The sequence below is a fragment of the Pseudomonas sp. W4I3 genome (assembly GCF_030816195.1).
In the GTDB taxonomy this organism is placed as follows: Bacteria; Pseudomonadota; Gammaproteobacteria; order Pseudomonadales; family Pseudomonadaceae; genus Aquipseudomonas.
The window spans coordinates 4,223,171-4,238,215 of record NZ_JAUSXS010000001.1; the positions used below are offsets into that span (position 1 = coordinate 4,223,171).

Below are 15,045 nucleotides of genomic sequence, written 5' to 3' on the forward strand. Positions count from 1 at the left end.
ATGAACGATCACAACAACAGCATCGAACTGGAAACCGCCATGACCACCACCACCATGACCATGATCCAGGCCCTGCGCTCGGCCATGGATGTGATGCTTGAACGTGACGACAACGTGGTGGTGTTCGGCCAGGACGTCGGTTACTTCGGCGGCGTGTTCCGTTGCACCGAAGGCCTGCAGACCAAATACGGCAGCTCACGGGTATTCGACGCACCGATCTCCGAAAGCGGCATCATCGGGGTGGCCGTGGGCATGGGCGCGTATGGCCTTCGCCCGGTCGCGGAAATCCAGTTCGCCGACTACGTCTACCCCGCCACCGACCAGATCATCTCCGAAGCGGCGCGCCTGCGTTATCGCTCGGCCGGGCAGTTCACCGCGCCCTTGACCATGCGCATGCCGTGCGGCGGCGGCATCTATGGTGGTCAGACCCACAGCCAGAGTATCGAAGCGGTATTCACCCAGGTATGCGGCCTGCGCACCGTGATGCCATCCAATCCCTATGACGCCAAGGGCCTGCTGATCGCGTCCATCGAAAACGATGACCCGGTGATCTTCCTTGAACCCAAGCGCCTGTATAACGGCCCGTTCGATGGTCATCACGACCGCCCGGTAACGCCGTGGTCGAAACATCCGCAAGCGCAAGTGCCGGACGGTTACTACACCGTGCCGCTGGACGTCGCCGCCATTGTGCGTCCGGGGTCGGCCGTGACGGTGCTGACCTACGGCACCACGGTGTACGTGTCGCAAGTCGCCGCCGAAGAAACCGGCATCGACGCTGAAGTCATCGACCTGCGCAGCCTGTGGCCGCTGGACTTGGACACCATAGTCAAGTCGGTGAAAAAGACCGGCCGTTGCGTGGTGGTGCACGAAGCCACTCGCACCTGCGGGTTTGGCGCCGAGCTGGTGTCGCTGGTGCAGGAACATTGCTTCCACCACCTGGAAGCGCCGATCGAGCGCGTCACCGGCTGGGACACCCCCTACCCGCACGCGCAGGAGTGGGCGTATTTCCCAGGCCCGTCCCGAGTGGGCGCGGCGTTGAAACGGGTCATGGAGGTCTGAATGGGCACGCACGTTATCAAGATGCCGGATATTGGCGAAGGCATCGCAGAAGTTGAACTGTCGCAGTGGCACGTAAAAGTCGGCGACCTGGTGGTCGAAGACCAAGTGCTGGCGGACGTGATGACCGACAAGGCGATGGTGGATATCCCCTCGCCCGTCCACGGCAAGGTGCTGTCCCTCGGCGGGGAGCCGGGCGAAGTCATGGCGGTGGGCAGTATTCTGATCAGCATTGAAGTGGAAGGCGCCGGTAACGCCAAGGAAGCGCCAGCGCCAGCCGCACCCGTGCAAGCTGCCGCACCGGCAGTGCAGAGCAAACCGGCACCGGTGGACGCCAAGCCCGCGCCTGTCGCCACTAAGGTTCAAGCGCCCGTGGCCCGCGACGCGGCCGAGCGACCGCTGGCCTCCCCCGCCGTGCGCAAGCATGCGCTGGACGCCGGTATCCCGTTGCGCCTGGTACAGGGCACAGGCCCGGCCGGGCGGATCCTGCATGAAGACCTCGACGCCTACCTGCAGCAAGGCGCGAGCAGCCCCTCGACCGCCGCCAACCCCTACGCCGAACGCCACGACGAGCACCAGATTCCGGTGATCGGCATGCGCCGCAAGATCGCCCAACGCATGCAGGACGCCACCCGCCGCGCCGCGCATTTCAGCTATGTGGAAGAAATCGACGTCACCGCGCTGGACGAGCTGCGCGTGCACCTCAATGAGAAACACGGCACCACACGCGGCAAGCTGACCCTGCTGCCGTTCATCGTGCGTGCGATGGTGGTGGCGCTGCGCGACTTCCCGCAGATCAACGCCCGCTACGACGATGAAGCCCAGGTCATCACCCGTCTCGGCGCGGTGCATGTGGGCGTCGCCACCCAGAGCGACGTCGGCCTGATGGTGCCGGTGGTGCGCCACGCCGAAGCTCGCAGCCTGTGGGGCAACGCCGAAGAAATCGCACGCCTGGCCACGGCGGCGCGCAATGGCAAGGCCAGCCGTGACGAGCTGTCGGGCTCCACCATCACCCTGACCAGCCTTGGCGCGCTGGGCGGGATTGTCAGCACGCCGGTACTGAACCTGCCGGAAGTGGCCATCGTCGGCGTCAACCGCATCGTCGAGCGGCCCATGGTGATCAAGGGTCAGATCGTGGTGCGCAAGATGATGAATCTCTCCAGCTCGTTCGACCACCGCGTGGTCGATGGCATGGACGCGGCGCAATTCATCCAGGCCATTCGCGGCCTGCTCGAACAACCCGCCAGCCTGTTCCTGGAGTAAGGGCATGACTCAGACACTACACACGACGCTGCTGATTATCGGCGGCGGCCCTGGCGGTTATGTGGCGGCGATTCGCGCCGGCCAGCTGGGCATCCCGACCATTCTGGTGGAAGGCCAGGCGTTGGGCGGCACCTGCCTGAACATCGGCTGCATTCCATCCAAGGCCTTGATCCATGTGGCCGAGCAGTTCCAGCAAAGCGTGCACCACAGCCAGGGCTCACCCCTGGGCATCGAAGTGAATGCGCCGAGCCTGGACATCCGCAAAAGCGTGGAATGGAAAGACGGCATTGTCGACCGCCTGACCACCGGCGTCGCCGCACTGCTGAAGAAACACAAGGTGCAAGTGATCCACGGCTGGGCCAAGGTGGTGGACGGCAAGACCGTCGATGTGGGCGACCAGCGTATTCAATGCGAACACCTGCTGCTGGCCACCGGTTCGAAAAGCGTCGAACTGCCGATGCTGCCACTGGGCGGGCCGATCATCTCGTCCACCGAAGCCCTGGCACCCACCCGCGTACCGAAGCGGCTGATCGTGGTGGGCGGTGGTTATATCGGCCTGGAGCTGGGCATTGCCTACCGCAAACTGGGGGCTGACGTCAGTGTGGTCGAGGCTCAGGACCGCATCCTGCCGGCCTATGACGCCGAGCTGACCCAGCCGGTCGGCGAGTCCCTCAAGCAACTGGGGGTCAAGCTGTACCTCAAGCACAGCGTCACCGGTTTTGCCGATAACTGCCTGCAAGTTCGCGACCCCAATGGCGATACGCTGTCGCTGGAGACCGACCAGGTGCTGGTGGCCGTGGGTCGCAAACCCAACACCCAGGGCTGGAACCTCGAAGCGCTGGACCTGGCGATGAACGGCGCGGCGATCAAGATCGACAGCCGCTGCCAGACCAGCATGCGCAACGTCTGGGCCATCGGCGACCTGAGCGGCGAGCCGATGCTGGCGCACCGGGCCATGGCCCAGGGCGAAATGGTTGCCGAACTGATCAGTGGTAAATCCCGCGAGTTCAACCCGGCGGCGATCCCGGCCGTGTGTTTTACCGACCCGGAACTGGTAGTGGTCGGCAAGACGCCTGACGACGCCAAGGCGGCCGGTCTGGACTGCATCGTGTCGAGCTTCCCCTTCGCCGCCAACGGCCGGGCCATGACCCTGGAGTCGAAAGCCGGCTTCGTGCGGGTGGTGGCACGGCGGGACAATCACCTCATCGTCGGCTGGCAGGCGGTAGGCGCAGGGGTGTCGGAACTGTCCACAGCGTTTGGCCTGAGCCTGGAAATGGGTTCGCGCCTGGAAGACGTGGCCGGCACCATCCACGCTCACCCGACGTTGGGTGAAGCCGTGCAGGAAGCCGCGCTGCGGGCACTGGGCCACGCGCTTCACCTGTAGGAGCGAGCTTGCTCGCGAAAATCGTCAACGATAACGCGTGAAACCGGAATGAACGCGGCGCCCTGTAGTGTGTCGCGAGCAAGGGCTAGCCGCCCGCCTCGCTCCTACAGGGGACGTGGGGGATGCGAACGTGCCTGCGAATGAAGTATTGTTGCTGCCATCCAGAAAAAAATCCGACTTGACCAGAGATTAGAGGGTGTCATGGGTAACGAAAGCATCAATTGGGACAAGCTGGGTTTTGACTACATCAAGACCGACAAGCGGTTTCTCCAGGTCTGGAAAAACGGCGAATGGCAAGACGGCACCCTGACCGACGACAACGTGCTGCATATCAGCGAGGGCTCCACTGCCCTGCACTATGGCCAGCAGTGCTTTGAAGGCCTCAAGGCCTACCGCTGCAAGGACGGTTCGATCAACCTGTTCCGTCCGGACCAGAACGCCGCGCGCATGCAGCGCAGCTGTGCCCGCCTGCTGATGCCACATGTGACAACCGACGCATTCATCGATGCCTGCAAGCAAGTGGTCAAGGCCAACGAGCGCTTCATTCCGCCTTACGGCAGCGGCGGCGCGCTGTACCTGCGCCCGTTCGTGATCGGCACCGGTGACAACATCGGTGTACGCACCGCGCCGGAGTTCATCTTCTCGGTGTTCTGCATCCCGGTCGGCGCGTACTTCAAAGGCGGCCTGGTGCCGCACAACTTCCAGATCTCCACCTTCGACCGCGCCGCACCACAGGGCACGGGTGCCGCGAAAGTGGGCGGCAACTATGCCGCCAGCCTGATGCCAGGTTCGGAAGCGAAGAAATCCGGCTTCGCCGACGCCATCTACCTGGACCCGATGACCCATTCGAAAATCGAAGAAGTCGGCTCGGCCAACTTCTTCGGTATCACCCATGACAACCAGTTCATCACGCCGAAGTCGCCTTCGGTACTGCCAGGCATCACCCGCCTGTCGCTGATCGAACTGGCCCAGACCCGCCTGGGCCTGGACGTGGTCGAAGGCGAAGTGTTCATCGACAAGCTGGATCAATTCAAGGAAGCCGGCGCCTGCGGTACCGCTGCAGTGATCTCGCCCATCGGCGGCATCCAGTACAACGGCAAACTGCACGTGTTCCACAGCGAGACCGAAGTGGGCCCGATTACCCAGAAGCTTTACAAAGAGCTGACTGGCGTGCAGACCGGTGACGTTGAAGCGCCTGCAGGTTGGATCGTAAAAGTCTAAGCAGCACCGCAAAACCTTGTGGGAGGGGGCTTGCTCCCGATAGCGGTCTATCAGTCAGCAGATGTATTGGCTGACCCACCGCCATCGGGGGCAAGCCCCCTCCCACATTTGATCTGCAGTATTTTCAAGGTTGGGGGATATTGCTGGCAATCTTCTTGCCCATGCTGATCCTCGGTTCCACCCCATACCCCAATGCCTCGTAGAACCCCGCCACCGCGTCATTGCCGCTGGTGATCTGCAGGTTGATCTTCATGCACCCCAGCGCCGTCAGCGCCTGCTCCGCATGACGCACCAACGATGAACCCAGGCCGTGACGACGATAGTCGGTATGCACCGCCACCGAATACAACCAGCCACGATGGCCGTCATACCCGGCGAGGATCGTACCGATCACGGTTTTTTTATCGGTCGCCACAAAGAACAACCCATCATTGACCGCCAGTTTCTTATCGATCGCCAGGCTTGGCAGGTTATGCGCGGTGTCGTAGCCGAACGCTTCCTGCCATAACGCAACCACCTGCGCACGGTGCTGGCGGTCGCGATACAGGCCGATGGGGTGCCGAGACAGCAGGGCCTTTTCCATGACCAGCGTGCGCTCGTTGCCGTGATAGACATCGCGCACGGTATGAAAACCCAGCTTGCTATAGAAGGGTTCGGCGGTCAGCGAGGACGGCACACTCAACACGGTCACCCCGGCTTCGCGGGCACGCAGTTCGATCTCGATCATCAGCAGCCGACCAATGCCCCGCCCTTGCAGCGCCGGGTTGACGAACACCGAGCGCACCACATTGGCATCCAGGGCCGCCGTGGCGACGATCACCTGCGCCTGAACCGCCACCAGCACCACACGCCGCTTGAGCAGTTCCAGCACCGCCTCGGGAGTGAAATTGCTCGCCACACGGGCGATCACATCCGCCGGGTAATCTCGTGCATTGCTGCTGTGCAAGGCGGCGAGGATGACCTGGCTGATGCCTTCGGCATCTGAGGCTTGGGCAATACGAACGACGGTGGACATGCTTGCTCCTGGCTGACGGCGCTATAACAAACACCACAATACCAATGTGGGAGGGGCGGTGCGACTTGCTCCCTCCCACATTTTTTCTAACCGTGCCCGCTTGCAATTCGTTTGCCTGGCTTGGCGCCGACCCATTTGGCCTGCCCATCTTTCTGCTTGCCGGTGCGCGCCTCGCTGATAAGCCCCGGTATCAACTTGCCCTCCGGCAGATTCTTCCAGAACCGGCTGGGCAAATGCCCTTCCATGACCTTGGGGTTCAACCGGGCCGGGTTGAAGATGTGGCTGTAGTAGGTCAGCCACATGGCGCTGTGCGGATCCTCGACATTCTGCGCCAGTTGCTGCCAGGCCTCGGGGCACCGGCGTTGGTGGATCAACTGCTCGCCGTCGTAATACACCCCGTCCAGCGGGGTTGCGATCATCCAGCGATGCCGGCCCATGCGCCCGACAAAATGCTGGCTGGCACTCTTGAGGATGTCGTGGGCGGGCTCGTGCCAGGCCACGTATTCCGGCAGCTCGGGCCCCGCCTCGGCCGGCAGTGCAATAAACCGCACAAACGCATGCAAGTGGTGGGCTTCACGGCTGACCTGCTTGATGCGCCGCTGCAACTCGCTACCCAGCTTGTCACCCGCCAGCATGGCCGTGCGATCGCCATGGCTGACCCGCCACAGCACCTCATAGAGCAGGCTCCAGCGCTGCTCGCCGTGGTAGCAGGCGGCCGATTCCAACAGTTGCAGCAACGCTTTGGGAATGCGCGCCTGGAACGGACCGGGCTCGGCCGGAATCGGCTCGTCGGTGGCAAACAGATCCGCCACCTCAGCCTCGCCCCAGCTCACCTGGCTGGGGTCGACCTGATGGCTGAGCAGCCAGCGCGCCTGTTCGCGCCAGGTGCTGAACAGGTTGTCGCATTCCAGGCTGATCATCCCCACAACCCCATTTGTTGCGGTTGCGGGCGATCACGCAGCTGTTCACGCAGCAGTACGCTGGTACTGTCGGCCTGCTGGGGGTGGTAATCGCTGGTGATGAAGAACGGCTTGGCCTTGGCCAGCACGCAGCGCATGCGCGCCAGGTCTTCGAAGCGGATCTTGCGTTCGCGGCGCAGGTCGACCAGCCGCTGGGTGGTGCGCAGGCCGATGCCGGGGATGCGCGCGATCAAGGTCGGTTCAGCGCGGTTCAGGTCCAGGGGGAACACCTCGCGATGTTCCAGCGCCCACGCCAGCTTGGGGTCGATATCCAGGGCCAGGTGGCCGGGGCCTTCGAACAGCTCGTTGGCGCTGAAACCGTAGCTGCGCAACAGGAAATCGGCCTGGTACAAGCGATGCTCGCGCATCAGTGGCGGCGCGGCCAGGGGTACGCTTTTTCGGGCTGTTGGGGATGGGGCTGAATGCCGAGTAATACACGCGGCGCAGCTTGTAATTGCCGTACAAGGCTTCAGCCCCATGCAGGATAGTGCTGTCATCGGTGTCATCGGCGCCGACGATCATCTGCGTGCTCTGCCCGGCCGGGGCAAAACGCGGCGCGCGCGGCTCGTTGAACACCGTTTGCTCACCGGTGTAGATGGTCTGCATGGCCTGCTTGATCGAGCCGATCTGCTTTTCCGGCGCCAGGGTTTGCAGGCTGGCATCGGTGGGCAGTTCGATATTCACGCTCAGGCGGTCGGCATAGCGCCCGGCCTCGGCGATCAGCGCCGGGTCGGCTTCGGGGATGGTCTTGAGATGGATATAGCCGCGAAAGTCGTGCTCTTCGCGCAGCAGCTTGGCAACCCGCACCAACTGTTCCATGGTGTAGTCGGCTGAACGGATGATGCCGGAACTGAGAAACAGGCCGCTGACGCAGTTGCGCTTGTAGAAGTCCAGCGTCAGGGTGACCACCTCTTCCGGGCTGAAGCGCGCCCGGGGCACGTCGCTGGAGCGGCGGTTGACGCAATACTGGCAGTCGTACAGACAAAAGTTGGTGAGCAATACCTTGAGCAGCGAGACGCAGCGCCCATCCGGGGTATAGCTGTGGCAGATGCCCATGCCATCGGTGGAACCCAGCCCCGCCTTGCCTTCGGAACTGCGCTTGGGTGCGCCGCTGCTGGCGCACGAAGCGTCGTACTTGGCGGCGTCGGCGAGGATGCTGAGTTTTTCGATCAACTGCATGGGAAGCTACCGATACTGGTTTTTTGTACAGTATCAGCAGCCACTCCCTGTCACAAGTGCCGTTTGTAGGAGCGAGGCGGGCGGCTAGCTCTTGCTCGCGAAAAACGCAAGAGCGCCGCGTTGATTCAGAAGAGGCGCGTTATCGTTGACGCTTTTCGCGAGCAAGCTCGCTCCTACAGGGCCACGTCAACTGGCTGCCAGGAGCAGATCCTGTACCGAGCGTGCTGAATCACGGCTACGGTCGTTGGCATACAGCGACGCCGCAATCTCATCCGCCCGGATCGGCAGCACCGACAGCAACGTATCGCTCAAACCATGGCTGGCCTGGCTGAACCCCTGGATGTAGATGCCTGCCTTGCAGCGCTCGTCGGTGACGATGCGGTAGTCGCGGGCCACTTCGAAATCGCCCATGTAGGCCTGCAGCGGCGCGAGCAGTTCGCGGTGCATCTGGCGCTCGTAGCCGGTGGCCAGGATCACCGCGTCGTAGTGGCTGACGCTGGTTTCGCCGCTGGCGTTGTTGCGCAGCGTCAGTTCAATACCCAGCGGGCCGGGGGTGGCTTTTTCAACAACGGTCAAGGTGCGAAACGCCTGGCGCGCGATGCCGGAGACCTTCTGCCGATAGAAAATGCCGTAGATACGCTCGATCAGGTCCAGGTCCACCACCGAGTAGTTAGTGTTCTGGTACTCGGCGACCAGCCGCTCACGCTCAGCGCCGACCTGCTGGAACACCAGGTCAGTAAAGGCCGGCGAGAACACTTCGTTGACGAACGGGCTGTCATCGGCGGGCTTGAGCGCCGAGCCGCGCAGGATCATGTCGACCTGCACCGACGGGAAGCTGTCGTTGAGGTCGATAAACGCCTCGGCGGCGCTCTGGCCACCGCCGATCACCGCGATGCGCATCGGCTTGCCGTCGACACAGGGCTGGCTGGCCATGCGCTCCAGGTACTGGGAATGGTGGAACACCCGGCCGTCGCCCTTGAGCGCCTTGAACGCCTCGGGAATACGCGGCGTGCCACCGGCGCTGACCACCACCGAGCGCGTGGTGCGCACATGCTGTTCGCCCTGGGCATCACGGGAGATCACGCGCAGCGCTTCAACCTGCTGCTGATGCAGGATCGGCTCGATGGCCAGCACTTCTTCGCCGTAGTGGGCCTGGGCCTGGAATTGCCCGGCGACCCAGCGCAGGTAGTCGTTGTACTCCATGCGGCACGGGTAGAAGGTGCCCAGGTTGATGAAGTCCACCAGGCGCTCGTGGGCCTTGAGGTAATTGACGAAGGAGTACGGGCTGGTGGGGTTGCGCAGGGTCACCAGGTCCTTGAGGAAGGAAATCTGCAGTTCGCTCTGGGTCACCAGGGTATTGCCGTGCCAGCGGTAATCGGCTTGTTTGTCGAGAAACAGCACGTCCAGTTTGCCCTGGGCCTTTTCACGCTCCTGCAGGGCGATGGCCAGCGCCAGGTTCGAAGGGCCGAAACCGATCCCGATCAGGTCGTGAACCGCGGGCGAAGCAATAGCCTGTGTCATTCCAGTGTCCTCTGGATAAGCCCCTTGGCGGTTGGGGCGGGAATACCTTCATGGCCTGAACAACAGGCCGTGTGTTGATAGGAAACGAGGACAGTGAAATAAAATTTAACTAACAGCGCTTCAGTGCGCTTCCCACTCGCGCATGCGTGACCGGCAGTGCTTCATGGCGTTGACGATGTGCTTTTCCACCAGGCTACGGGAAATGCCCAGGCGCTCGGCGATGTGCAGATGGGACAGACCCTCGAGTTTGCGCAACAGGAAACTCTCGCGGCAGGCAGCCGGCAACTCGGCCAGGGCGCGTTCGAGCAACTCCAGGCGCTGGCCCTGGTCGTGGCTGGCGTGGGGTGAACACGGGGCGAAGCGTTCTTCGCTGTCCAGCACTTCCAGGGGTTCTACCTGGCGCAGGGCATTGCGCCGATGGCCGTCGATCACCAGGTTCAACGCGGTGCGGTAGAGGAACGCGCGCGGCTGTTCGATCGGGGTGTCACTGGAGCGCTCCAGCACCCGCAGATACGCGTCATGCACCACATCCTCGGCCACCTGACGGTTGCCCAGCTTGGCGTTGAGGAAACACACCAGCTCGCGATAGTAGTTTTCCAACATGACTCCTGGCCCCATGGCCGTGGTGCTAACGATGCCAGCCCGTGTAGGAACAAGCCTGTGGATGATGGCAGTTTGAGTGTGTGCAATTTATAGTGTAATTCTCATCTACTTTTAAAGCAGTCTTGCATCAACCGTCGATTTTTTTCTCCACGCATCCTGTAATCGCACGTGTAACACGCCTAAATCCGCGGGCCTTTTCTTCGTTTAACTGTCAGCTCTGCGCGACTGCGCCCCGATCTTTCCTGGCTGGAACCTACGCATGAAACGCCCTCGACCTGCCCGACGCGCCCTGCTTGTGGTGGCGTGCCTGATCCCCATCGTTGCGTTTGCCACCTGGCAGGGCCTTGCGCCGGGCCGCGACACGCTGGCCACCGTCACCGTCACCCGGGGCGATATCGAAAACAGCGTCACGGCCCTGGGTACCCTGCAACCGCGGCGCTATGTGGATGTTGGCGCCCAGGCCTCCGGGCAGATCCAGAAGATTCACGTCGAGGCCGGCGACCAGGTCAAGGAAGGCCAACTGCTGGTGGAGATCGACCCGTCGACGCAAAAAGCCAAGCTCGACGCCAGCCGCTATGCCATCGAAAACCTTGCGGCGCAGTTGCAGGAGCAGAAGGCCCTGCACGCCTTGGCACGCCAGAAGTACCAGCGCCAGCAACGCCTGAGCGCCGGTAACGCCACCCGCGAAGAAGATGTACAAACCGCCAAGGCTGAACTGAGCGCGACCCAGGCGCGGGTCGACATGTTCCAGGCCCAGATCCGTCAGGCCCAGGCCAGCCTGCGCAGCGACGAGGCGGAACTGGGCTATACGCGCATCTACGCACCGATGGCCGGCACCGTGGTCGCGGTGGATGCACGGGTCGGCCAGACGCTCAACGCCCAGCAACAAACCCCGCTGATCCTGCGCATCGCCAGGTTGTCGCCGATGACCGTGTGGGCCGAGGTGTCCGAGGCAGACATCGGCCACGTCAAACCCGGCATGCGTGCGTACTTCACCACCTTGAGCGGCGGCAGCCGGCGCTGGACAAGCACCGTGCGCCAGATCCTGCCGATCCCGCCCAAGCCGTTGAACGAAACCCAGGGCAGCGGCAGCCCGAGCAGCGCCAGCAAGAGCGGCACCGGCCGCGTGGTGCTGTACACGGTATTGCTGGACGTGGACAACGCCGATAACGCGCTGATGGCCGAGATGACCACCCAGGTGTTTTTCGTCGCAAGCCAGGTCAAGGACGCCCTCACCGTGCCTGTCGCCGCGCTGCAAGGCACCTCCAACGCGGACACCCAAGTCGCCCGGGTGGTGGCAAAAAACGGACGCATCGAGCAGCGCGAGGTGCGTCTGGGCATCAGCGACCGTCTGCGCGTCCAGGTGCTGGAAGGACTCAACGAAGGCGATCATCTGTTGATCGGCCCGGCCGACAGCAGCGGGGGTTGAGTTGACCACGCCCCTGATCGAACTCAAGCACATCCGCAAATCCTACGGCGGCGGCGACAGCCCGCAGGTCGACGTGCTGCGCGGTATCGACCTGTCGATCCATGCCGGGGAATTCGTCGCCATCGTCGGCGCGTCCGGCTCCGGCAAATCGACGCTGATGAATATCCTCGGCTGCCTCGACCGCCCGAGCGAAGGGGACTACCTGTTCGCCGGCGAAAACGTCGCCCACCTGGGCAGCGACGAACTGGCCTGGCTGCGCCGTGAGGCCTTCGGTTTTGTGTTCCAGGGTTACCACCTGATCCCGTCGGCATCGGCCCAGGAAAACGTCGAGATGCCGGCGATCTACGCCGGCATCAGTGCCAGCGAACGGCACGCACGCGCCAGCGCCCTGCTCACCCGCCTGGGCCTGGCCGAACGCACCGGCAACCGCCCGCACCAGCTTTCCGGCGGCCAGCAGCAACGGGTGTCCATCGCGCGCGCGTTGATGAACGGTGGGCACATCATCCTCGCCGACGAACCCACCGGCGCCCTCGACAGCCACAGCGGCGCCGAAGTGATGACCCTGCTTGACGAACTGGCGAGCCAGGGCCACGTGGTGATCCTGATCACCCATGACCGCGAAGTGGCCGCACGGGCCAACCGCATCATCGAGATTCGCGACGGCCGGATCATCAGCGACTCGGCCAACGCCAACGCCTTTGTGCTCGCCAAAGCGAACAGCGCTGCGTTGCAAGCGGTAGACCTGCGTCAACGCCTGGCCGACGGCGCCGAACACAACGGTGCCTGGAAAGCCGAACTGCTCGACGCGTTGCAAGCGGCCTGGCGCGTGATGTGGATCAACCGCTTTCGCACCGCGCTGACCCTGCTCGGGATCATCATTGGCGTGGCCTCGGTGGTGGTCATGCTCGCCGTGGGTGAAGGCAGCAAGCGCCAGGTGATGGAGCAGATGGGCGCGTTCGGCTCCAACATCCTGTATGTCAGTGGCTCGTCACCCAACCCGCGCACGCCTCTGGGCATCATCACCCCCGAGGATGTGGCCGCCCTGGCAACGCTGCCGCAGGTGAAAAAGATCATGCCGGTCAACGGCGCCGAAGCCGGCGTGCGGTTCGGCAACATCGACTACATGGCCTATGTCGGCGGCAATGACACGAATTTCCCGACGATTTTCAACTGGCCGGTGGTCGAGGGCAGCTACTTCACCGAGGCCGACGAACGCAACGCCGCCACCGTCGCAGTGATCGGCGCACGGGTGCGCGACAAGCTGTTCAAAGGCCTGGTCAACCCGATCGGCCAATACATCCTGATCGAAAACGTGCCATTCCAGGTGGTCGGCGTGCTCCAGGAAAAAGGCTCCAGCTCGGGCAACAAAGACAGCGATGACCGCATTGCCATCCCCTACTCCGCCGCCAGCATTCGCCTGTTCGGCAGCTACAACCCCGAGTACGTGGTGATTGCCGCCGCCGACGCCAGCCGCGTTAACGCCGCCGAACAGGCCATCGATCAGTTGCTCAAGCGCCTGCACCACGGCAAGGACGACTACCACCTGACCAACAACGCCGCAATGATCCAGGCCGAGGCGCGCACCGCCAATACCCTGTCATTGATGCTCGGTTCGATTGCGGCGATTTCGCTGCTGGTGGGCGGTATCGGCGTGATGAATATCATGCTGATGACCGTGCGCGAACGCACCCGCGAAATCGGCATCCGCATGGCCACCGGCGCCCGTCAGCGCGACATTTTGCGTCAGTTTCTCACCGAGGCGGTGATGCTTTCGGTGGTCGGCGGGCTGTTCGGTATCGCCCTGGCGCTGCTGGTGGGCGGCGTGCTGGTGCTGGCCGATGTGGCGGTGCAGTTCTCCCTGGTGGCGGTGCTCGGCGCATTTGGCTGCGCGCTGGTCACCGGTGTCGTATTCGGCTTTATGCCGGCCCGTAAAGCTGCCCGGCTCGATCCGGTTAAGGCGTTGACCAGTGAATAAACAAACCCTCGCACCCGCGCTGACGCTGCTCAGCCTGTGCCTGTTGCTCAATGCCTGCGCGGGCAATGCGCCTGCCATCGACAGCGGCATCGCGCCGCCCGCCGCCTGGCAAAATGCCGAGCGCGCAGCCAGCCAGGCCACCAACCAGCGCTGGTGGATGCAATTTGGCAGCCCATCGCTCAACCGTTTGATCGACCAGGCCCGCCGTGACAGTTTCGACGTGGCCGCGGCCATGGCGCGCGTGCGTCAGGCGCAGGCAACGGCAGTGATTGCCGGCGCGCCGCTGCTGCCCGAGGTCAAGTTCAACCTCACCGCCAGCCGCGAAAAGCTGTTGCGCGGCAGCGGCAATTCGGACCTGAACGCCACCGAGAGCGACCGAACCGTCAGCAGCTATGACGCCAACCTCAGCGCCAGCTACGAACTCGATTTCTGGGGTGGCCGCGCCGCTGCGCGAGACAGTGCGCTGCACAGCCTGCAAGCCAGCCAGTTCGACCAGGCCAACGTGGAGCTGACCCTGCTCAGCAACGTCGCCGACCGCTACGCACAAACCCTGGCCGCGCGCCAACGCCAGCAGATCGCCGAGCTGAATCTGGCGAATGCACGCAACGTGCTCACGCTGGTGCAAACCCGCTACGACGCCGGTTCTGCGACCGCCCTGGAATTGGCGCAGCAGAAAAGCCTGGTGGCGAGCCAGCAACGGCAACTGCCGCTGATCGAGCAGCTGGCGGAAGAGTCGCGGATCACCCTCGCCGCGTTGCTCGGCCAGCCCGTGCAGGCGCTGGAGCTGGGCGGCGAGCCGTTCCAGGCCCTGACCTGGCCAATCATCGGCCCCGGCGTGCCGAGCCAGTTATTGAGCCGGCGCCCCGACCTCGCCCAGGCCGAGGCACAGTTGGCAGCGGCGCATGCCGACGTGCGCGTGGCCCGTGCGGCGATGCTGCCGGCGGTGACCTTGGGCGCGACCCTGGGCTCGGGCGCGTACAAGGCCGACGATATCCTGCGCAGCCCGTTCTACACCCTGACCTCGGGGCTGGTGGCCCCCATTTTCAACAATGGTCGTCTGAGCGCGGAGCGCGACAAGGCCCGCGCACGCCAGGATGAGCTGCTGCAAACCTACCGTGGGGCGATCATCAACGGCTTTGCCGACGTGGAAAAAGCCCTCAGCAGCATCACCCGCCTGGACCAGCAGCGCCAATGGCAGTCCGAAGAGCTGCGACAGGCCCAGACGGCCTTCCAGATCGCGCAAAGCCGCTACCAGGCCGGTGCCGAGGATTGGCTCACGGTGCTGGAGACCCAACGCAGCCTGTACGCCGCTCAGGACCTCAACGTGCAGCTGCGCCTCTCGCGCCTGCAAGCCAGCATCGCGTTGTATAAAGCCCTGGGCGGCGGTTGGAGTAACGAGATCTGATAAACGAAACTCCAACTTCTTACACAAACCGTTTA

11 protein-coding genes and 1 pseudogene are annotated in these 15,045 nt (G+C 63.4%); 7 read left to right on the forward strand and 5 right to left on the reverse strand.

Annotation, left to right across the window (positions count from 1 at the left end; genetic code table 11):
- From QF045_RS19100 to QF045_RS19115, 4 genes are all read left to right on the forward strand, one after another.
- The gene (locus QF045_RS19100; RefSeq protein ID WP_306493591.1) at window positions 1–1,059 is read left to right on the forward strand and encodes an alpha-ketoacid dehydrogenase subunit beta; all 1,059 of its coding nucleotides are present in this window, start codon (window positions 1–3) and stop codon (window positions 1,057–1,059) included.
- Window positions 1,060–2,319 (forward strand): dihydrolipoamide acetyltransferase family protein, encoded by a 1,260-nt coding sequence (locus tag QF045_RS19105; protein ID WP_306493592.1) that lies wholly within the window; start codon window positions 1,060–1,062, stop codon window positions 2,317–2,319.
- Between the two features lie 4 nt (window positions 2,320–2,323).
- Window positions 2,324–3,703 carry a dihydrolipoyl dehydrogenase gene (lpdA, locus tag QF045_RS19110; RefSeq protein WP_306493593.1) on the forward strand — a complete coding sequence of 460 codons (1,380 nt, stop codon included), beginning with the start codon at window positions 2,324–2,326 and terminating at the stop codon, window positions 3,701–3,703.
- A 201-nt stretch (window positions 3,704–3,904) separates the two neighbouring features.
- Window positions 3,905–4,924: a branched-chain amino acid aminotransferase gene (locus tag QF045_RS19115; RefSeq protein ID WP_306493594.1), complete on the forward strand. Its 1,020-nt coding sequence runs from the start codon at window positions 3,905–3,907 to the stop codon at window positions 4,922–4,924.
- A gap of 124 nt (window positions 4,925–5,048) precedes the next feature.
- On the opposite strand, the gene QF045_RS19120 is transcribed toward QF045_RS19115, so the two are convergent.
- The 5 genes and pseudogenes from QF045_RS19120 to QF045_RS19140 all read right to left on the reverse strand — a co-directional run bounded on the left by QF045_RS19120 (window position 5,049) and on the right by QF045_RS19140 (window position 10,201).
- Window positions 5,049–5,939 carry a GNAT family acetyltransferase gene (locus tag QF045_RS19120; protein WP_306493595.1) on the reverse strand — a complete coding sequence of 297 codons (891 nt, stop codon included), beginning with the start codon at window positions 5,937–5,939 and terminating at the stop codon, window positions 5,049–5,051.
- 86 nt (window positions 5,940–6,025) lie between these two features.
- Window positions 6,026–6,859: a TIGR03915 family putative DNA repair protein gene (locus tag QF045_RS19125; protein WP_306493596.1), complete on the reverse strand. Its 834-nt coding sequence runs from the start codon at window positions 6,857–6,859 to the stop codon at window positions 6,026–6,028.
- Window positions 6,856–8,077: pseudogene (locus tag QF045_RS19130) on the reverse strand (putative DNA modification/repair radical SAM protein). Before QF045_RS19130 ends, QF045_RS19125 begins: the two are co-directional and overlap by 4 nt.
- 186 nt (window positions 8,078–8,263) lie before the next feature.
- Complete coding sequence (locus QF045_RS19135; protein WP_306493597.1) at window positions 8,264–9,598, reverse strand: lysine N(6)-hydroxylase/L-ornithine N(5)-oxygenase family protein; 1,335 nt, start codon at window positions 9,596–9,598, stop codon at window positions 8,264–8,266.
- 120 nt (window positions 9,599–9,718) lie between these two features.
- The gene (locus QF045_RS19140; RefSeq protein ID WP_306493598.1) at window positions 9,719–10,201 is read right to left on the reverse strand and encodes a sigma-70 family RNA polymerase sigma factor; all 483 of its coding nucleotides are present in this window, start codon (window positions 10,199–10,201) and stop codon (window positions 9,719–9,721) included.
- A gap of 259 nt (window positions 10,202–10,460) precedes the next feature.
- Between QF045_RS19140 and QF045_RS19145 the strand changes: the two genes are divergently transcribed.
- The 3 genes from QF045_RS19145 to QF045_RS19155 are packed head-to-tail and all read left to right on the forward strand — an operon-like array spanning window position 10,461 to window position 15,010.
- The gene (locus QF045_RS19145) at window positions 10,461–11,630 is read left to right on the forward strand and encodes an efflux RND transporter periplasmic adaptor subunit (protein WP_306493599.1); all 1,170 of its coding nucleotides are present in this window, start codon (window positions 10,461–10,463) and stop codon (window positions 11,628–11,630) included.
- Between the two features lies 1 nt (window position 11,631).
- Entirely contained in the window at window positions 11,632–13,605 is a 1,974-nt protein-coding gene (locus QF045_RS19150; RefSeq protein ID WP_306493600.1) for a MacB family efflux pump subunit, read from the forward strand.
- On the forward strand, window positions 13,598–15,010 hold the full coding sequence (locus QF045_RS19155) for an efflux transporter outer membrane subunit (RefSeq protein ID WP_306493601.1): 1,413 nt from the start codon (window positions 13,598–13,600) through the stop codon (window positions 15,008–15,010). The genes QF045_RS19150 and QF045_RS19155 overlap by 8 nt, the downstream gene beginning before the upstream one ends.
- The last annotated feature ends 35 nt before the right edge of the window (window positions 15,011–15,045 follow it).